The following is an 18,922-nucleotide window of genomic DNA, read 5'->3' as shown; positions in this document are numbered from 1 at the left end:
AGCGACGATGGAATGCGTGTTTTGCCGTGAAGACGGCGGCGAAGTGCTCTGGCAGGACGACATGCTGCGCGTCGTCCTCGCGGCGGGCGAGCACGACTACCCGGGCTTCTGCCGGGTGATCTGGGGCGCGCACGTGGCCGAGTTCTCCGATCTCGGCGAGCCCGAGCGGGCACATTTGATGCGCATCGTGTACGCGGTGGAGCGTGCCGTGCGCCGCGTGATGCAGCCGAACAAGGTGAATCTCGCGAGCCTCGGCAACATGGTGCCGCACGTGCACTGGCACGTGATCCCGCGCTTCTCGAATGACGCCCATTTCCCGCAGCCCGTCTGGGCGCCGCGCCAGCGCAGCGTGTCCGAGGCGCTGCTGCGCTCGCGCGCGGCGCAGGCCTCGCTGCTGCACAATGCGGTGCGCGAGGAAATTCAACGAACGACCGATTCGAGGCAGCCATGAGCGGTTTGACTTCCACGACGCCGATTCCGTCCGGCGTCGTCGTGCACGCGGTGTCGCGCGTGCTCGAATTGCAGTACCCGAACGGGGAGAGCTTCCGGATTCCGTTCGAGCTGATGCGCGTCTATTCGCCGTCGGCCGAGGTGCGCGGCCACGGGCCCGGCCAGGAGACGCTGCAGACCGGCAAGCGCGAGGTGACGATCACCGCGCTCGAGGGCGTGGGCAACTATGCGCTGCAGCCGACGTTCTCCGACGGCCATTCGACCGGTATCTACTCGTGGGATCTGCTGTACGAACTGGCGACGCAGCAGGACGCGCTGTGGCGCGACTATTTCGACAAACTGAAGGCGGCGGGCGTCGAGCGCGACGCGCCGATGCAGGCGGCACCCGCGCCGCACGGCCACTGCCACTGAAAGCGACGGCGCCCGCTCGGCGCCGTCTTGCCATTTACTGAGGATCAACGCGATGAGTAAAACCCACTTCGGCTTCGAAAGCGTCGAGGAAACCGAAAAAGCGAAGAAAGTGGCGGGCGTGTTCCATTCGGTCGCGAGCAACTACGATCTGATGAACGACCTGATGTCGGCCGGCATGCACCGCGCGTGGAAGGCATTCACGATCGCGCAGGCGAACGTGCGCCCCGGCTTCAAGGTGCTCGACATCGCGGCCGGCACGGGCGACCTGACCAAGTCGTTCGCGAAGGCGGCCGGGCCGACGGGCGAAGTCTGGCACACCGACATCAACGAATCGATGCTGCGCGTCGGCCGCGACCGGCTGCTCGACAAGGGCATCGTGACGCCGTCGCTGCTGTGCGACGCGGAGAAAACGCCCTTTCCGGACAACTACTTCGATGTGGTCACGGTCGCGTTCGGGCTGCGCAACATGACGCACAAGGACGCCGCGCTCGCCGAGATGCGCCGCGTGACGAAGCCCGGCGGCCGCGTGATGGTGCTGGAATTCTCGAAAGTGTGGGATCCGCTGAAAAAAGCGTACGATCTGTATTCTTTCAAAGTATTACCGTGGCTTGGCGACAAGTTCGCGAAAGATGCTGAAAGTTACCGGTATCTTGCTGAATCTATCCGGATGCACCCCGATCAGGACACGCTGAAGACGATGATGGAACAAGCGGGCCTCGATGCCGTCAAATATTACAATTTGTCAGGTGGCGTGGTAGCTTTACACCTAGGAACCAAGTACTAAGGGGTTCTTCCCATACATTCGCCTTACATTTGGAGAAGCTGATGTCCGCATCGCGTTCGTTGTTCAACCGTAGCAAGCCGTCGAAGCCGTGGGCTCGACGGGCCGGCACGCTGCTGATGGTCGGCCTGCTCACGGCCGGCACGTTCGCATCGCTCGACGCCGAGGCCAAGCGCATGGGCGGCGGGCGCAGCATCGGCCGTCAGAATTCCACCGTCACGCAGCGCCAGGCCACGCCGCCCGCGCAGCAGCCGATGCAGCAGGCCGCACCGGCGCAGGCGCAGCGCGCGAACCCGGCCGCACCGGCACCGGCCGCGCAGCCGAACCGCTCGCGCTGGCTCGGGCCGATCGCCGGTCTCGCGGCCGGCCTCGGCATCGCGGCGCTGCTGTCGCACTTCGGCCTGGGCGGCGCGTTCGCGAGCATGATGGCGAACGTCATCGTGATCGCACTGCTCGCGATGGTCGGCATCTGGTTGGTCCGCAAGTTCATGAACCGCCGCCGTTCGCAGGAGCCGGCGTATTCGGTCGGCGGCTCGGCATCGTCGTCGGGCAGCTACTCGCAAAGCCCGTCGTTCCAGCAGGGCAGCACCGGCAACAACTATGCGGGCAGCGGCAGCAGCTATGCGAACGAAGCGCAAGGCGTGTTCGGCGGCGGCGCAGCGGCTGCCGGTGCGGCGGGCGCGATGGCGGCCGCACCGCTGCAGGTGCCGGCCGGCTTCGACACCGAAGCGTTCCTGCGTAGCGCGAAGGTCTACTTCGTGCGCCTGCAGGCGGCATGGGACCAGGGCAACCTGGCCGACATCCGCGAGTTCACGACGCCGGAAATGTTCGCCGAGATCAAGATCGATCTCGATTCGCGCGGCAACGACGCGAACCAGACCGATGTCGTGCAGCTCGACGCGGAGCTGGTCGCGATCGAGGATCGCGGTATCGAGCAGTCGGCGAGCGTGCGCTTCCACGGGCTGATCCGCGAGTCGGCGAATGCGCCGGCCGCGCCGCTCGACGAGGTGTGGAACCTGTCGAAGTCGGGCAGCCAGGGCTGGCTGCTCGCGGGTATCCAGCAGATCAACACGCACTGAGCGTGACCGGCGGCCGGCTTGCCGGCTGCCCGGGCGATGGTCGCCGCACTGCGACCGCTTGCCGCCCGGGTGTGCGGTTGGCCGCGGTCTGCCGACGATCCGACGTTACAATAGAAACCCGCGTAGGCGCCCGGCCTGCGCGGGTTTTTCTTTCCCAGCCCGATGACCTTTGCCGCCAAGCCTTTTGCTGCTGCTGTCAATCACCTGCTCGCGCGCGAATCGTGGGCGCGCGACCGCCTGATCCCCTACGCGGGCAAGACCGCCCGGCTCGACGTGCCGCCCGTCACGCTCACGCTGCTCGTGCAGCCCGACGGTTATCTGTCCGCGGTGGACGCGCACGATGCGCAACACGTCGACGTGTCGATCGCGCTCGCGGGCGACACGGTCGCCGCATTCCTGCAGGGCGGTCAGCCCGCCGTGATGAAGCACGTGAAGATCGAGGGCGACGCGGAGTTCGCGACGCAGATCGCGAAGCTGGCCGAGCACCTGCGCTGGGAACCTGAAGAAGATCTCGCGAAGCTGGTCGGCGACGCGGCGGCGCACCGGATCGCGACGGTCGTACGCGACGCCGGCGCGCGCGCGCGCCGCACCGGCCGCAACGTGCTCGATTCCGTCGCCGAGTACTGGCTCGACGAGAACCCGCAAGTCGTTCGGCGCACGGTGCTCGGCGGCTTCGACGCCGAACTGGCGCGTGCGCGCGATGCGCTCGCGCGGGTCGAAAAACGGATCGAGCGACTCGAACAAAAAATCGGCGCGCGCACGGGTTCCGGCCCGCGCGGCGCGCACTGAGGGCCGCAGGGCATGCGCATTTTCCGTTTCATCAAGATTGTCTACACCGTCATCCGCTTCGGCCTCGACGAGGTGATGCTGTCCCGGATCGACGACCGGCGCGTGAAGCTGCTGCTGCGGATCACGACGATCGGCCGCCGCTATTCCGATCCGCCCGCCGTGCGGCTGCGTCACGCGCTCGAAAGCCTCGGCCCGATCTTCGTGAAGTTCGGCCAGGTGCTGTCGACGCGCCGCGACCTGCTGTCGGTCGATTTCGCGAACGAACTCGCGAAGCTGCAGGACCAGGTGCCGCCGTTCGATTCGGCTGTCGCGATAGCGATCATCGAGAAGTCGCTCGGCGCGCCGGTCGACGAGCTGTTCGACGAATTCGAGCGCGAGCCGATCGCGAGCGCGTCGATCGCGCAGGTGCATTTCGCGAAGTTGAAGCAGGGCGTGCACGCGGGCAAGGCCGTCGCGGTCAAGGTGCTGCGCCCGAACATGCTGTCGGTGATCGATTCCGACCTCGCGCTGATGCGCGACATCGCGACGTGGACCGAGCGCATGTGGGCCGACGGCCGGCGCCTGAAGCCGCGCGAAGTCGTCGCCGAATTCGACAAGTACCTGCACGACGAGCTCGACCTGATGCGCGAGGCCGCGAACGGCAGCCAGCTGCGCCGCAACTTCGCGGGCCTCGACCTGCTGCTCGTGCCCGAAATGTTCTGGGATTTCTCGACGTCGCAGGTGCTGGTGATGGAGCGCATGACCGGCGTGCCGATCAGCCAGGTCGAGACGCTGCGCACCGCGGGCGTCGACATCAAGAAGCTCGCGCGCGAAGGCGTCGAGATCTTCTTCACGCAGGTGTTCCGCGACGGTTTCTTCCATGCGGACATGCACCCGGGCAACATCCAGGTGAGTCTCGACCCGAAGACTTTCGGTCGCTATATCGCGCTCGATTTCGGGATCGTCGGCGCGTTGTCGGATTTCGACAAGAACTACCTCGCGCAGAACTTCCTCGCGTTCTTCAAGCGCGATTACCACCGCGTCGCGACGCTGCACCTCGAATCGGGCTGGGTGCCGCCCGAGACGCGCGTCGAGGAACTCGAAAGCGCGATCCGCGCGGTGTGCGAGCCGTATTTCGACCGCGCGCTGAAGGACATCTCGCTCGGCCAGGTGCTGATGCGCCTGTTCTCGACGTCGCGCCGCTTCAACGTCGAGATCCAGCCGCAGCTCGTGCTGCTGCAGAAGACGATGCTGAACGTCGAGGGGCTCGGCCGCTCGCTCGACCCCGAACTCGACCTGTGGAAGACCGCGAAGCCGTATCTCGAGCGCTGGATGACCGAGCAGATCGGCCTGCGCGGCTGGTACGAGCGTTTCAAGGTCGAGGCGCCGCAATGGAGCAAGACGCTGCCGCAACTGCCGCGCCTGATCCACCACGCGATGGCGGCGCGCCACGATGCGCCGCGTGCGGCGAGCGAGGACTTGATGCGTCAGGTCCTCGTCGAGCAGAAACGGACCAACCGGCTGTTGCAGGCATTGCTGATCTTCGGTCTTGCCGTCGGCGTCGGGGCGCTCGTCGCGCGCGTGCTGCTCGCGCTCGCGTACGGCGCGTGACCGAAAGGAGCCGTGCGATGTCCGAACCGAAGCAACCGTCCGCGCCGGGCGCCGCCGATTTCGCGACGCGCGACCCCGGCAGCGCATCGTTCTGGGACGAGCGTTTCGCGCGCGGCGTGACGCCGTGGGAATTCGGCGGCGTGCCGGACGGCTTTCGCGCGTTTGCGCAGCGGCTCGGGCCGTGCGCGGTGCTGATTCCCGGCTGCGGCAGTGCGCAGGAGGCCGGCTGGCTCGCGCAGGCCGGCTGGCCCGTGCGCGCGATCGATTTCGCCGCGCAGGCGGTGGCGGCCGCGAAGGCGCAGCTCGGCGCGCATGCGGACGTCGTCGAGCAGGCCGATTTCTTCGTGTACCGGCCGCCGTTCGACGTGCAGTGGGTGTACGAGCGCGCGTTCCTGTGCGCGCTGCCGCCGAGCCTGCGCGCCGGCTATGCGGCGCGGATGGCCGAACTGCTGCCCGCCGGCGCGTTGCTGGCCGGTTATTTCTTCGTGGCGAAGAAACCGAAGGGCCCGCCGTTCGGCATCGAGCGTGCCGAACTCGATGCGCTGCTCGCGCCGCACTTCGAGCTGATCGAGGATCTGCCCGTGACCGATTCGCTGGCCGTGTTCGAAGGGCACGAGCGCTGGCTCACGTGGCGCCGTCGCTGAAGCCGGGCGTCGCGGCCGTTGCCGGAGCGCGCCGGGGTTTCGGATATAATTCAAGGTTTTGCAAGCCGTTTCCAGTTTCCGCGGGAAAAATATCATGCCGATCTACGCCTATCGATGCGAAGCGTGCGGTTTCGCCAAGGACATGCTCCAGAAGATGAGCGATGCGCCGCTGTCGCAGTGCCCCGAATGCGGGAAGGATGCTTTTCGCAAGCAGGTCACCGCCGCCGGCTTCCAGCTGAAGGGCTCCGGCTGGTATGTCACCGATTTCCGCGGTGGCTCGGGCGGCACCAGCGCGCCGTCGACGGCGACTGGCGAAGCGGGGGCTGCGGCACCTGCCGCCGCGGCGCCGGCGGCAGCCGCCACGAGTTCCGAGAGTACGACGACGAGCGCCGCGCCGGCCCCGGCTGCGGCGCCCGCCGCCGGCAGTTGACAGTCGCGGCCCGTCCGGGCCGCGTCCACACCGCGCTTCCGGCGCGGTTCATTGACGGCAGATGATGAAAAAGACGACCCTGAAATCGGTGTTTCTGACCGGCCTGCTGGTTCTCGTCCCGCTCGCGATCACGCTGTGGGTGCTCGGTCTCATCATCGGCACGATGGACCAGACGCTGCTGCTGCTGCCCGAATCGTGGCAGCCGGAGCGGGCGCTCGGCTTCCGCTTGCCGGGGCTCGGCGCGGTGCTGACGCTCGCGTTCATCTTCGTCGTCGGGCTGGCCACGCAGAACTTCATCGGCCAGAAGCTCGTCACGTGGTGGAACGCGGTCGTGCGTCACATCCCGGTCGTCGGGCCGATCTACACGAGCGTCAAGCAGGTGTCGGACACGCTGCTGTCGAGCAGCGGCAACGCGTTTCGCAAGGCGCTGCTGATCGAATACCCGCGTCGCGGCTCGTATACGATCGCGTTTCTGACCGGCGCGCCCGGCGGCGACGTGGTCAACCATCTGACGGAAGAGTACGTGAGCGTGTACGTGCCCACGACACCGAACCCGACGTCGGGCTTCTTCCTGATGCTCCCGAAGAGCGAAGTCATCGAACTCGACATGTCGGTCGATGCCGCGCTCAAGTACATCGTCTCGATGGGCGTCGTGGCGCCTTCGGCGCCGGCTCCGGTGCCCGCCCGCCGCCCCGTCGAGCCGCCGCTGTAAGTAAAGAATCATCGCCCGGGCCGCGCGTTGCGGCACCCGTTGATCAAACCGAACGAAAGCAAACATCATGTCGATGCGTACTGAATACTGCGGTCTCGTGACCGAACACCTGCTGGGCCAAACCGTGTCGCTGTGCGGCTGGGTGCAGCGCCGCCGCGATCACGGCGGTGTGATCTTCATCGACCTGCGCGATCGTGAAGGCCTCGTGCAGGTGGTGTGCGACCCGGATCGCGCGGAAATGTTCGCGACCGCCGAAGGCGTGCGCAACGAGTTCTGCGTGCAGATCAAGGGTCTCGTGCGCAACCGTCCGGAAGGCACGGTCAACGCCGGCCTGAAGAGCGGCAAGATCGAAGTGCTGTGTCACGAACTGAACGTGCTGAATGCGTCGGTCACGCCGCCGTTCCAGCTCGACGACGACAACCTGTCGGAAACGACGCGCCTCACGCACCGCGTGCTCGACCTGCGCCGTCCGCAGATGCAGCACAACCTGCGCCTGCGCTACCGCGTCGCGATCGAAGCGCGCAAGTACCTCGACGAGCAGGGCTTCATCGACATCGAAACGCCGATGCTGACGAAGAGCACGCCGGAAGGCGCGCGCGACTATCTGGTGCCGTCGCGCGTGAACGCGGGCCAGTTCTTCGCGCTGCCGCAGTCGCCGCAGCTGTTCAAGCAGCTGCTGATGGTCGCGAACTTCGACCGTTACTACCAGATCACCAAGTGCTTCCGCGACGAAGACTTGCGCGCCGACCGCCAGCCGGAATTCACGCAGATCGACTGCGAGACGTCGTTCCTCGGCGAGCAGGAAATCCGTGACCTGTTCGAAGACATGATCCGTCACATCTTCAAGACGACGATCGACGTCGAACTCGACGCGACATTCCCGGTGATGCCGTACTCGGAAGCGATGGCGCGTTTCGGTTCGGACAAGCCGGACCTGCGCGTGCAGCTCGAATTCACCGAGCTGACCGACGCGATGAAGGACGTCGACTTCAAGGTGTTCAGCACGCCGGCCAACGCGAAGGACGGCCGTGTCGCGGCGCTGCGCGTGCCGAAGGGCGGCGAGCTGTCGCGCGGCGACATCGACGGCTACACGGAATTCGTGCGCATCTACGGCGCGAAGGGCCTCGCATGGATCAAGGTCAACGAGAAGGCGAAGGGCCGCGACGGCCTGCAGAGCCCGATCGTCAAGAACCTGCACGACGCATCGATCGCGGCGATCCTCGAGCGCACCGGTGCTGAAGACGGCGACATCATCTTCTTCGCGGCCGACCGCGCGAAGGTCGTCAACGACAGCCTCGGCGCGCTGCGCCTGAAGATCGGCCATTCGGAATTCGGCAAGGCGAACGGCCTCGTCCAGGCCGGCTGGAAGCCGCTGTGGGTCGTCGATTTCCCGATGTTCGAATACGACGACGAAGACGCGCGCTACGTCGCGGCGCACCACCCGTTCACGAGCCCGAAGGACGAGCACCTCGAATACCTCGAGACCGATCCGGGCCGTTGCCTCGCGAAGGCGTACGACATGGTGCTGAACGGCTGGGAAATCGGCGGCGGCTCGGTGCGTATCCACCGCGAGGAAGTGCAGAGCAAGGTGTTCCGCGCGCTGAAGATCGGCGCGGAAGAAGCGCAGCTGAAGTTCGGCTTTCTGCTGGACGCGCTGCAGTACGGCGCGCCGCCGCACGGCGGTATCGCGTTCGGTCTCGACCGCATCGTCACGATGATGGCCGGTGCCGACTCGATCCGCGACGTGATCGCGTTCCCGAAGACGCAGCGTGCGCAGGATCTGCTCACGCAGGCGCCGAGCCCGGTCGACGAGCGTCAGCTGCGCGAACTGCACATCCGTCTGCGTCAGCCGGAACAGCCGAAGGCGTAACGCCTGTCGCAGGTCGTGTGCGCGGCGACGCGCGCACGACGCCCAACGAAACAGGCGCCGCGATGCGCCTGTTTCGTTTTTTGCGGTACAGTCGCACCACTTGCCGCACGTTCGGGCACAGGCCCGGCGCACGGCCCTGTGTCGCATGAAACAAAGATGACGAAGCCGCCGAAAATTCCCGAATCCGTTCTCGTCGTGATCTACACGCCCGAACTCGACGTGCTGGTGATCAAGCGCGCCGACCAGCCCGATTTCTGGCAATCGGTGACCGGATCGAAGGACGCGCTCGACGAGCCGCTCGCGCTCACAGCCGCGCGCGAAGTCGCCGAGGAAACCGGCATCTCGGTCGGTACGCACGACGTGCCGGCCTCCGCGCTGATCGACTGGCATCAGCGGATCGAATACACGATCTATCCGCAATACCTGCATCGCTATGCGCCGGGCGTCACGCGCAACGTCGAGCACTGGTTCGGCCTGTGCGTGCCGCACCGCGTCGACGTGACGCTGTCGCCGCGCGAGCATGTCGACCACGCGTGGCTGCCGTACCGCGAAGCGGCCGCGCGCTGCTACTCGCCGTCGAACGCCGAGGCGATCCTGCAACTGCCCGTGCGCGTGTCGCTCGCGCGGGCGCCGCACGGCTCGTCCGCATGAATGCGGAAACCCGCAAGCGCTTCGCGCAATTGCGGCAGATGTTCCTGCAGGAACGCGGCTCCGCGTCGCGGCTCGCGTTCACGGCAGGCAACACGGTGCGACTGTGCACGACCGGCGGCGAATTCTTCCACGCGCTGATCGAGCGGATCGATGCGGCGCGCGAGCAGGTGATGCTCGAAACCTACATCTTCTGCGACGATGCGGCCGGCCGCCCGGTGTCGGATGCGCTGATCCGCGCGGCGCAGCGCGGCGTGCGCGTGCGCGTGATCACCGACGGCATCGGCACCGCGCGCCTGCCGCTGTTCGACACGTGGGCCGACGCCGGCGTCGAGCACTGCATCTACAACCGCTTCCTGTTCGGCCGCTTCGGCTTCTCGCGCACGCACCGCAAGCTCGCGGTGATCGATCAGGCGGTCGCGTACTGCGGTGGCATCAACATCGTCGACGACTTCACGCAGGGCAGCGCGACGCTGCCGTATCCGCGCTGGGATTTCGCGGTCGAGATGGCCGGGCCGGCGGTGTCGGACGTGCGCGCCGCGTTCGAGCTGCAGTGGCACCGCATCCAGTTCGGCCACAAGCCGTACGCGCAGTACGCGGCCGGCCTGCACGGCGGCGAGGCGTTCCCGGACATGTTCCGGCGCTGGATGCGCAGCCACCGATGGATCAAGGCCGGTGCGCTGCGGGTCGTCACCGAGCCGAGCGTCGCGTTCGTCGCGCGCGACAACGTCGTGAACCGCCGCGCGATCGAGAAGGCGTATCTCGCTGCAATCGGCCAGGCGCGTCAGCGGATCCTGCTCGCGAACCCGTATTTCATGCCGGGCCGCAAGCTGCGCCGTGCGCTGACGGGCGCCGCGCGGCGCGGCGTCGACGTGCGGATCCTGATCGGCCGCAACGAGTTCACCGCGCTCGATACGGCCGTGCCTTTCCTGTATCACGCACTGCTGCGCGCGGGCGTGCGCGTGGCGGAATATGACAAGACGATCCTGCACGGCAAGGTCGCGGTGATCGACGACAACTGGGCGACGGTCGGTTCGTCGAATCTGGACGCGCTGAGCCTGATGCTCAACAATGAGGCCAATGTCGTGCTGGTGCGCTACGATGCGCTCACCAACGAGCTGCGCGACGCGATCACGATCGCGTTCGCCGAAGGCCGCGAAATCGACGCCACCCGGTACGCCGCCCGGCCGCGCATCGAGCGTATGCTGAACTGGCTTGCGTACAACACGTACCGCGTCGTGATGAAGGCGTTGACGGTCGGCGGTTACGACTAAGCATTCGCTTCAAAAAATCTGTCCGCACGTTCGTGCGGAAAAGCCGCTCCGGCCCCGCCGGAATCGCGCAAAATAGCGGCTCGGTTAGACACCGGTTTCTAATAATTTCCTTGTTTCGCGAGCGGCCGCACTCAATAATAGTACGGCCGTTCGATTTTATTCGACCCCCCCGAACGGTTAAGAAAAAGCTATGCGAAAAGGCGAACAGACGCGTGCCGCGATACTCGAAGCTGCTTTGGACCTCGCCAGCCGTGACGGGCTGGAGGGGCTGACGATCGGCCTGCTGGCCGAGCGCATGCAGATGAGCAAGAGCGGTGTGTTCGCGCACTTCGGATCGCGCGAAGACCTCCAGGTCGAGGTCGTCCGCGAATATCACCATCGTTTCGAAAACGAGGTGTTCTTTCCGAGCCTGCGCGAGCCGCGAGGCTTGCCGCGCCTTCGGGCGATGCTGGCTCGCTGGACGGAGAAGCGCATCCAGGAGGTGACGACCGGATGCATCTACATCAGCGGAGCCGTCGAGTACGACGACCGGCCTGACAGCCCCGTGCGCGAGCAGTTGATCGCAAGCGTGACGGCCTGGCGTGCCGCGATGCTGCGTGCCATTTCGCAGGCGAAGGAAGAAGGCCATCTGCGTGCGGATACCGATCCGGACCTGATGCTCTTCGAGTTGTACAGCTTCACGCTCGGTTTGCATCACGACGCACGATTCCTGCATTCGCCGGATGCCGTGCGCCTCACGTGGGCCGCGCTGGAAAAGACGATCGTTTCGTATCAGAGCGAGAGCCGTTAGCGGCGCGTGAACCGCCCGCCAGGAGCTCGAGCCGTTTTGCCCACCTTTGGAGAGAGTCATGGGACAGTACGCCGCGCCGCTGCGCGACATGCAATTCGTGTTGCACGAGCTTCTGAACGTCGAAGCCGAGGTCAAGCAAATGCCGCGGCATGCGGACCTCGACGCCGACACGATCAACCAGGTTCTCGAGGAGGCGGGCAAGTTCTGCTCCGAGGTACTGTTCCCGCTGAACCAGGTCGGCGACCGCGAAGGCTGCACGTATGAAGGCGACGGCGTCGTGAAGACCCCGACCGGCTTCAAGGAAGCGTATCGGCAGTACGTCGAGGCCGGCTGGCCGGCGCTCGGCTGCGATCCGGACTACGGTGGCCAGGGCCTGCCCGCGTTCGTGAACAACGCGCTCTACGAAATGCTGAACTCGGCGAACCAGGCGTGGACGATGTATCCGGGCCTGTCGCACGGCGCCTACGAATGCCTGCACGCGCACGGCGCGCCGGAACTGCAGCAGCAATATCTGCCGAAGCTCGTGTCGGGCGAATGGACGGGCACGATGTGCCTGACCGAGCCGCACTGCGGCACCGACCTCGGCATCCTGCGCACCAAGGCCGAGCCGAACGGCGATGGCTCGTACTCGATCAGCGGCACGAAGATCTTCATCTCGAGCGGCGAGCACGACATGTCGAAGAACATCGTCCACCTCGTGCTCGCGCGCCTGCCGGACGCGCCGCAAGGCACGAAGGGGATCTCGCTGTTCATCGTGCCGAAGTTCGTGCCGGACGCCGCGGGCGAGCCGGGCGAGCGCAACGGCATCAAGTGCGGCTCGATCGAGCACAAGATGGGCATCCACGGCAACTCGACGTGCGTGATGAACCTCGACAACGCGAAGGGCTGGATGGTCGGCGAGCCGAACAAGGGCCTCAACGCGATGTTCGTGATGATGAACGCCGCGCGTCTCGGCGTCGGCATGCAGGGCCTGGGCCTGACGGAAGTCGCCTACCAGAACTCGCTGACGTACGCGAAGGAACGCCTGCAGATGCGCTCGCTGACGGGCCCGAAGGCACCGGACAAGCCGGCCGACCCGATCATCGTGCACCCGGACGTGCGCCGCATGCTGCTCACGCAGAAGGCCTACGCGGAAGGCGCGCGCGCCTTCACGTACTGGTCCGCGCTGCAGATCGACAAGGAACTGTCGCACGGTGACGAAGCGGTGCGCAAGGAAGCGGCCGACCTCGTCGCGCTGCTCACGCCGATCATCAAGGCGTTCCTGACCGACAACGCGTTCGAGTCGACCAACCACGCCATGCAGATCTACGGTGGCCACGGCTTCATCTCCGAGTGGGGCATGGAGCAGTACGTGCGCGACGCGCGGATCAACATGATCTACGAAGGCACGAACTCGATTCAGTCGCTCGACCTGCTGGGCCGCAAGGTGCTCGGCGACATGGGCGCGAAGCTGAAGAAGTTCGGCAAGCTCGTCACCGAATTCGCGGAAGCCGAAGGCGTGAAGCCGGAGATGGCCGAGTTCATCAACCCGCTCGCCGACATCGGCGACAAGGTGCAGAAGCTGACAATGGAAATCGGCATGAAGGCGATGCAGAACCCGGACGAAGTCGGCGCCGCCGCCGTGCCGTACCTGCGCACGGTCGGCCATCTGGTGTTCTCGTACTTCTGGGCGCGCATGGCGCGCCTCGCCCTCGACAAGGAAGCGTCGGGCGACCCGTTTTACAAGTCGAAGCTCGCGACGGCCCGCTTCTACTTCGCGCGCCTGCTGCCCGAGACGGCAGCGACGATCCGCGCCGCGCGCGCCGGTTCGAAGACGCTGATGGAAGTCGACGAATCGCTGTTCTGATGCGAGTCGGGGCGGTGCGCGCCGCGCGCCGCCCCGACGCAACGGTTCCTGGTACTCACTTCGCCGTGCAGCCCTCACAACCCGCGCTGCACGACACTATCCGGAGACATCCCGTGAGCAATTTCCTGATTCGCAAGGTCGCCGTGCTGGGCGCCGGCGTGATGGGCGCGCAGATCGCCGCCCACCTCGTCAACGCGCGCGTGCCGGTGCTGCTGTTCGACCTGCCGGCCAAGGAAGGCCCGAAGAACGCGATCGCGCTGAAGGCGATCGAGAACCTGAAGAAGCTGTCGCCCGCGCCGTTCGGCGTGAAGGACGACGCGAAATACCTCGAGGCAGCGAACTACGAAGACGACATCGCGAAACTCGCCGAGTGCGACGTCGTGATCGAAGCGATCGCCGAGCGGATGGACTGGAAGCACGACCTGTACAAGAAGGTCGCGCCGCACATCGCGCCGAATGCGATCTTCGCGACCAACACGTCGGGCCTGTCGATCACGAAGCTGTCCGAAGGTTTCTCGGACGAACTGAAGTCGCGCTTCTGCGGCGTGCACTTCTTCAACCCGCCGCGCTACATGCACCTCGTCGAGCTGATCCCGACCGCGCATACGCGTCCCGACATCCTCGACCAGCTCGAAACGTTCCTGACGAGCATCGTCGGCAAGGGCGTCGTGCGCGCGAAAGACACGCCGAACTTCATCGCGAACCGCGTCGGCATCTTCTCGATCCTCGCGGTGATCACCGAAGCAGCCAAGTTCGGCCTGCGCTTCGACGAAGTCGACGATCTGACGGGCAGCCGCCTCGGCCGCGCGAAGTCGGCGACGTTCCGCACCGCGGACGTGGTCGGCCTCGACACGATGGCGCACGTGATCAAGACGATGCAGGACAACCTCGCCGACGATCCGTTCTTCCCGGTCTACCAGACGCCTGCCGTGCTCGCCGAGCTGGTGAAGCAGGGCGCGCTCGGCCAGAAGACGGGCGGCGGTTTTTACAAGAAGGAAGGCAAGGCGATCAAGGTGCTCGACGCGAAGACGGGCACCTACGTGGATGCGGGCGCGAAGGCGGACGAAACCGTCGGCCGCATCCTGAAGCGCCCGCCGGCGGAACGCCTGAAGCTGCTGCGCGAGACGGATCATCCGCACGCGCAGTTCCTGTGGTCGATCTTCCGTGACGTGTTCCACTACATCGGCGTGCATCTCGAGTCGATCGCCGACAACGCGCGCGACGTCGACCTCGCGATCCGCTGGGGCTTCGGCTGGAACGAAGGCCCGTTCGAAGGCTGGCAGGCCGCCGGCTGGAAGCAGGTCGCCGAGTGGGTGCAGGAAGACATCGCGGCCGGCAAGGCGCTCGCGAACGTGCCGCTGCCGTCGTGGGTGCTCGAAGGCCCGGTCGCCGAGCAGGGCGGCGTGCACACGGCCGAAGGCTCGTGGGCGCCGGCGTCGAAGCGCTTCGTGCCGCGTTCCGATCTGGCCGTCTACGGCAGGCAGGTGTTCCGCGCGCCGCTCATCGGCGAAACCGGCGCCGATCCGAAGTCGTACGGCAAGACGCTGTTCGAGACTGACGCGGTGCGTGCGTGGGTCGATGATCGCGCGGGCGAGGACGACGTCGTGATCGTGTCGTTCAAGTCGAAGATGAACACGATCGGGCCGAGCGTGATCGACGGCCTCGTGCAGGCGATCGAACTCGCGGAGAAGGATTACAAGGGCGTGGTGATCTGGCAGCCGACGTCGCTGAAGCTCGGCACGCCGGGCGGCCCGTTCTCGGCCGGCGCGAACCTCGAAGAGGCGATGCCCGCGTTCATGATGGGCGGCGCGAAGGGCATCGAGCCGTTCGTGAAGAAGTTCCAGGAAGGCATGCTGCGCGTGAAGTACGCGAACGTGCCGGTCGTCGCGGCCGTGTCGGGCATCGCGCTCGGCGGCGGTTGCGAGCTGATGCTGCACAGCGCGAAGCGCGTCGTGCACGTCGAGAGCTACATCGGTCTCGTCGAAGTGGGCGTCGGCCTCGTGCCGGCGGGCGGCGGCCTGAAGGAAGCGGCGCTGCGCGCGGCGGAGGCGGCCACGGCCGCGAACGCGACCACCGACATCCTGAAGTTCGTCACGAAGTCGTTCGAGAACGCGGCGATGGCGAAGGTGTCGTCGTCGGCGCACGATGCGCGCGCGATGGGCTACCTGAAGCCGTCCGACACGATCGTCTTCAACGTGTTCGAACTGCTAGACGCCGCGAAGAAGGAAGCCCGTGCGCTGGCCGCCGTCGGCTATCGCGCACCGCTGCGCGCAAAGGACGTGCCGGTGGCGGGCCGCTCGGCGATCGCGACGATCAAGGCATCGCTCGTCAACATGCGTGACGGTCGCTTCATCAGCGATCACGACTACCTGATCGCGAGCCGCATCGCCGAAGCCGTGTGCGGCGGCGACGTCGAAGCCGGCAGCCTCGTCGACGAGCAGTGGCTGCTCGCGCTCGAGCGCCGTGCGTTCGTCGAGTTGCTCGGCACGCAGAAGACGCAGGAACGGATCATGGGCATGTTGCAGACCGGCAAGCCGGTGCGCAACTGAGTGAGCGAGTGCATAGCATGGGACCAGAGTAAGCGCTGAAGCGCCAACTCTGGTCGACAGGCCAAGGAGTTTCAAATGAGCAAACAACTGCAAGATGCATACATCGTCGCCGCCAGCCGCACCCCGATCGGCAAGGCCCCGCGCGGTGTCTTCAAGAACACGCGCCCCGACGAGCTGCTGGTTCACGCGATCCGGTCGGCGGTCGCGCAGGTGCCCGGCTTCGACACGAAGCTGATCGAGGACGCGATCATCGGCTGCGCGATTCCGGAAGCCGAGCAGGGCCTGAACGTCGCGCGGATGGGCGCGCTGCTCGCGGGCCTGCCGCAGACGGTCGGCGGCGTGACGGTCAACCGCTTTTGCGCCTCGGGCATCACGGCGCTGGCGATGGCGGCCGACCGCATCCGCGTCGGCGAATCCGACGCAATGCTCGCGGGCGGCTGCGAATCGATGAGCATGGTGCCGATGATGGGCAACAAGCCGTCGATGTCGCCGCACATCTTCGATCGCAGCGAAGACTTCGGCATCGCGTACGGGATGGGCCTGACCGCCGAGCGCGTCGCCGAGCAGTGGAAGGTGAGCCGCGAAGACCAGGACGCGTTCTCGGTCGAATCGCACCGCAAGGCGCTCGCCGCGCAGCAGGCTGGCGAGTTCGGCGACGAAATCGCCGCGTACACGCTCACCGAGCGTTTCCCGAACCTCGCGACGGGCGAAGTCGACGTGAAGACGCGCGAGATCGCGCTCGACGAAGGTCCGCGCGCGGATACGTCGATCGAAGGCCTCGCGAAGCTGCGCACGGTGTTCGCGAACAAGGGCTCGGTCACGGCCGGCAACAGCTCGCAGACGTCGGACGGCGCGGGTGCGCTGCTCGTCGTGTCGGAGAAGGTGCTCAAGGAATTCAACCTGACGCCGCTCGCGCGCTTCGTGAGCTTCGCGGTGCGCGGCGTGCCGCCGGAAATCATGGGCATCGGTCCGAAGGAAGCGATTCCGGCCGCGCTGAAGGCCGCGGGCCTGAAGCAGGACGATCTCGACTGGATCGAGCTGAACGAGGCATTTGCCGCGCAGTCGCTGGCGGTGATCCGCGATCTCGGCCTCGACCCGTCGAAGGTCAATCCGGTCGGCGGCGCGATCGCGCTCGGCCACCCGCTCGGCGCAACCGGCGCGATCCGCGCGGCGACCGTCGTGCACGGCCTGCGCCGCCGCAACCTGAAGTACGGGATGGTCACGATGTGCGTCGGCACCGGCATGGGTGCGGCGGGCATCATCGAACGCCTGTAAGCGGGACGCGACGACAAGCGACGACGGTGCGCGGGCCACGAGCTCGCGCACCGTTTTTTCATTCCGGTAGAGGAAGTCAAAGGAGACGGTTGTGGCCGAAATTCAAGTGGAACGCGCCGACGGCGTGATGACGATCACGATCGCACGCCCGGCGAAGAAGAACGCGCTGACGGCGGCGATGTACCAGACGATGGCCGATGCGCTCGCCGACGCGCAGGAAGACAAGGCGATCCGCGTGATCCTGCTGCGCGGCAGCGATGGCAACTTCAGCGCGGGGAACGATCTCGAGGATTTCTTGAAGACGCCGCCGAAGGACGAGAACGCGTCGGTGTTCCAGTTTCTTGCGCGGATCAGCCAGGCAAGCAAGCCGATCGTCGCCGCGGTGCCGGGCGTCGCGGTCGGCGTCGGCGTGACGATGCTGCTGCACTGCGACCTCGTCTACGCGGCCGACGTCGCGACGTTCTCGCTGCCGTTCGCGCAGCTCGGGCTGTGCCCGGAAGCCGCCTCGAGCGCGCTGCTGCCGCGTCTGGCCGGTCATCAGGTCGCGGCCGAGAAGCTGCTGCTCGGCGAAGCGTTCGATGCGCTGGAAGCGCACCGGATCGGCATCGTGAATCGCGTGCTGCCGGCCGCCGAGCTCGACGCATTCGCGGCGAAGCAGGCCGCGAAGCTCGCGGCGCTGCCGGCGTCGTCGCTGCGCGTGACGAAGGCGCTGCTGAAGGATACGGGCGGGGTCGCGGTTGCCGCGCGGATGGCCGAGGAAGCCGGCCACTTCTCCACGATGCTGCGCGCGCCGGAAGCGCGCGAGGCGATGACGGCGTTCTTCGAGAAGCGCAAGCCGGATTTCCGTCAGTTCGACTGACGCGGTGGGCCGCGCCGGCACCGACCCGCCGGCGCGCCCGGATGGCCGGCGTCAGGCCGTGCCGTAATCGACGTGGCCGGTTTCGCGGCAGAAGCTGACGAGCCGCAGACCGGCCGCCTTTGCGATCTCGATCGCGAGCGACGATGGCGCGGAGATTGTCGCGACCATCGGGATGCCGACCCTGGCCGACTTGCGCACGAGCTCGTAGCTTGCCCGGCTCGACAGGAACACGAAGCCGTCGGTCGCGTCGGCGCGTGCCAGCACGAGCGAGCCGATCAGCTTGTCGAGCGCGTTGTGGCGGCCGACATCCTCGAACGCCATCCGGATCGTGCCTGTTGCGTCGCACCATGCGGCCGCGTGCAGGCCGCCGGTGAGCCGCGTGAGGGCCTGATGGGCCGGCAGCGCGTGGGCCGCGCGCGCGAGCGCGTCGGGCGCGAGGCGCGCGAGAAAGCCGGTGTCGGGCACCCGTTCGGGCGCGAGATCGAGCAGGTCGATGCTTTCGATCCCGCACACGCCGCAGCCGGTGCGCCCGGCGAGCGCGCGGCGCCGATCCTTCAGCGCGGCGAACGCCTGCTGGACGACCTCCAGATGCACCTCCGCGTGCGGCAGCGGTGCGTCGACGTGCAGGATCACGTCGATGTCCTTGATGTCGCTGCCGCGTTCGACGATCCCTTCCGAGATCGCGAAACCGACCGCGAACGCCTCGAGGTCGCGCGGCGTGCACATCATCACCGCGTGCGAGATGCCGTTGAAGACCAGCGCGACCGGCCATTCCTGGCCAACGTAGTCGTGGGCGGTCTCAACCGCGCCGCCGCGCGTGCGGCGCACGGACAGCTCGATCGCGCCGCGCGGTTCGTCTGTTTCAGTCGGATTCACGAGCACTCCCGTTGATTCGAGGCAGGGGCGGCGACGATCGTGTCCGCCG

Annotated in this window: 18 protein-coding genes; 17 read left to right on the top strand and 1 reads right to left on the bottom strand. The window is 66.6% G+C overall.

Features of this window, described 5'->3' with window-relative positions; genetic code table 11:
- Positions 1-7 precede the first annotated feature (7 nt).
- The 17 genes from ACVK00_RS12040 (at position 8) to ACVK00_RS11960 (ending at position 17,997) form a co-directional block, all read left to right on the top strand.
- Complete coding sequence (locus tag ACVK00_RS12040; protein ID WP_011657904.1) at positions 8-451, top strand: HIT family protein; 444 nt, start codon at positions 8-10, stop codon at positions 449-451.
- Positions 448-861 (top strand): gamma-butyrobetaine hydroxylase-like domain-containing protein, encoded by a 414-nt coding sequence (locus tag ACVK00_RS12035; protein WP_059915371.1) that lies wholly within the window; start codon positions 448-450, stop codon positions 859-861. The genes ACVK00_RS12040 and ACVK00_RS12035 overlap by 4 nt, the downstream gene beginning before the upstream one ends.
- 52 nt (positions 862-913) lie before the next feature.
- A complete protein-coding gene (gene ubiE, locus ACVK00_RS12030; protein WP_006751940.1) occupies positions 914-1,645 on the top strand; it encodes a bifunctional demethylmenaquinone methyltransferase/2-methoxy-6-polyprenyl-1,4-benzoquinol methylase UbiE in 732 nt (243 codons plus the stop codon).
- Positions 1,646-1,686: 41 nt separating this feature from the next.
- Complete coding sequence (locus tag ACVK00_RS12025; protein ID WP_228905678.1) at positions 1,687-2,721, top strand: Tim44 domain-containing protein; 1,035 nt, start codon at positions 1,687-1,689, stop codon at positions 2,719-2,721.
- A 162-nt stretch (positions 2,722-2,883) separates the two neighbouring features.
- Positions 2,884-3,510, top strand: coding sequence for a ubiquinone biosynthesis accessory factor UbiJ (locus tag ACVK00_RS12020; RefSeq protein ID WP_175730449.1), 627 nt, complete (start codon positions 2,884-2,886; stop codon positions 3,508-3,510).
- A gap of 12 nt (positions 3,511-3,522) precedes the next feature.
- Entirely contained in the window at positions 3,523-5,100 is a 1,578-nt protein-coding gene (gene ubiB / locus ACVK00_RS12015; protein ID WP_228905674.1) for a ubiquinone biosynthesis regulatory protein kinase UbiB, read from the top strand.
- Positions 5,101-5,117: 17 nt separating this feature from the next.
- A complete protein-coding gene (locus ACVK00_RS12010) occupies positions 5,118-5,744 on the top strand; it encodes a class I SAM-dependent methyltransferase (protein ID WP_284894699.1) in 627 nt (208 codons plus the stop codon).
- Between the two features lie 94 nt (positions 5,745-5,838).
- Entirely contained in the window at positions 5,839-6,174 is a 336-nt protein-coding gene (locus tag ACVK00_RS12005; RefSeq protein WP_284894701.1) for an FmdB family zinc ribbon protein, read from the top strand.
- Between the two features lie 61 nt (positions 6,175-6,235).
- Positions 6,236-6,886, top strand: a complete 651-nt coding sequence (locus tag ACVK00_RS12000; RefSeq protein WP_006751501.1) for a DUF502 domain-containing protein — start codon at positions 6,236-6,238, stop codon at positions 6,884-6,886.
- Between the two features lie 67 nt (positions 6,887-6,953).
- Complete coding sequence (gene aspS, locus ACVK00_RS11995; RefSeq protein WP_011657896.1) at positions 6,954-8,756, top strand: aspartate--tRNA ligase; 1,803 nt, start codon at positions 6,954-6,956, stop codon at positions 8,754-8,756.
- Positions 8,757-8,912: 156 nt separating this feature from the next.
- Positions 8,913-9,407, top strand: a complete 495-nt coding sequence (gene nudB / locus ACVK00_RS11990) for a dihydroneopterin triphosphate diphosphatase (protein WP_284894704.1) — start codon at positions 8,913-8,915, stop codon at positions 9,405-9,407.
- Positions 9,404-10,678 carry a cardiolipin synthase ClsB gene (gene clsB, locus ACVK00_RS11985; RefSeq protein WP_228905662.1) on the top strand — a complete coding sequence of 425 codons (1,275 nt, stop codon included), beginning with the start codon at positions 9,404-9,406 and terminating at the stop codon, positions 10,676-10,678. Before nudB ends, clsB begins: the two co-directional genes overlap by 4 nt.
- A 190-nt stretch (positions 10,679-10,868) precedes the next feature.
- The gene (locus ACVK00_RS11980; protein WP_006751498.1) at positions 10,869-11,468 is read left to right on the top strand and encodes a TetR/AcrR family transcriptional regulator; all 600 of its coding nucleotides are present in this window, start codon (positions 10,869-10,871) and stop codon (positions 11,466-11,468) included.
- Between the two features lie 58 nt (positions 11,469-11,526).
- Complete coding sequence (locus ACVK00_RS11975; RefSeq protein ID WP_166724280.1) at positions 11,527-13,314, top strand: acyl-CoA dehydrogenase C-terminal domain-containing protein; 1,788 nt, start codon at positions 11,527-11,529, stop codon at positions 13,312-13,314.
- 113 nt (positions 13,315-13,427) lie between these two features.
- Positions 13,428-15,863, top strand: a complete 2,436-nt coding sequence (locus tag ACVK00_RS11970; protein WP_354122862.1) for a 3-hydroxyacyl-CoA dehydrogenase/enoyl-CoA hydratase family protein — start codon at positions 13,428-13,430, stop codon at positions 15,861-15,863.
- Between the two features lie 75 nt (positions 15,864-15,938).
- Entirely contained in the window at positions 15,939-17,138 is a 1,200-nt protein-coding gene (locus tag ACVK00_RS11965) for an acetyl-CoA C-acyltransferase (protein ID WP_175672433.1), read from the top strand.
- Positions 17,139-17,229: 91 nt separating this feature from the next.
- Positions 17,230-17,997, top strand: a complete 768-nt coding sequence (locus ACVK00_RS11960; RefSeq protein WP_284894707.1) for an enoyl-CoA hydratase — start codon at positions 17,230-17,232, stop codon at positions 17,995-17,997.
- A 51-nt stretch (positions 17,998-18,048) separates the two neighbouring features.
- On the opposite strand, the gene fdhD is transcribed toward ACVK00_RS11960, so the two are convergent.
- Positions 18,049-18,879, bottom strand: a complete 831-nt coding sequence (gene fdhD / locus ACVK00_RS11955; RefSeq protein ID WP_284894708.1) for a formate dehydrogenase accessory sulfurtransferase FdhD — start codon at positions 18,877-18,879, stop codon at positions 18,049-18,051.
- Positions 18,880-18,922 lie beyond the last annotated feature (43 nt).

It is taken from the genome of Burkholderia sp. PvR073 (assembly GCF_054055695.1).
This window is presented reverse-complemented; position numbering and strand designations above follow the sequence as displayed.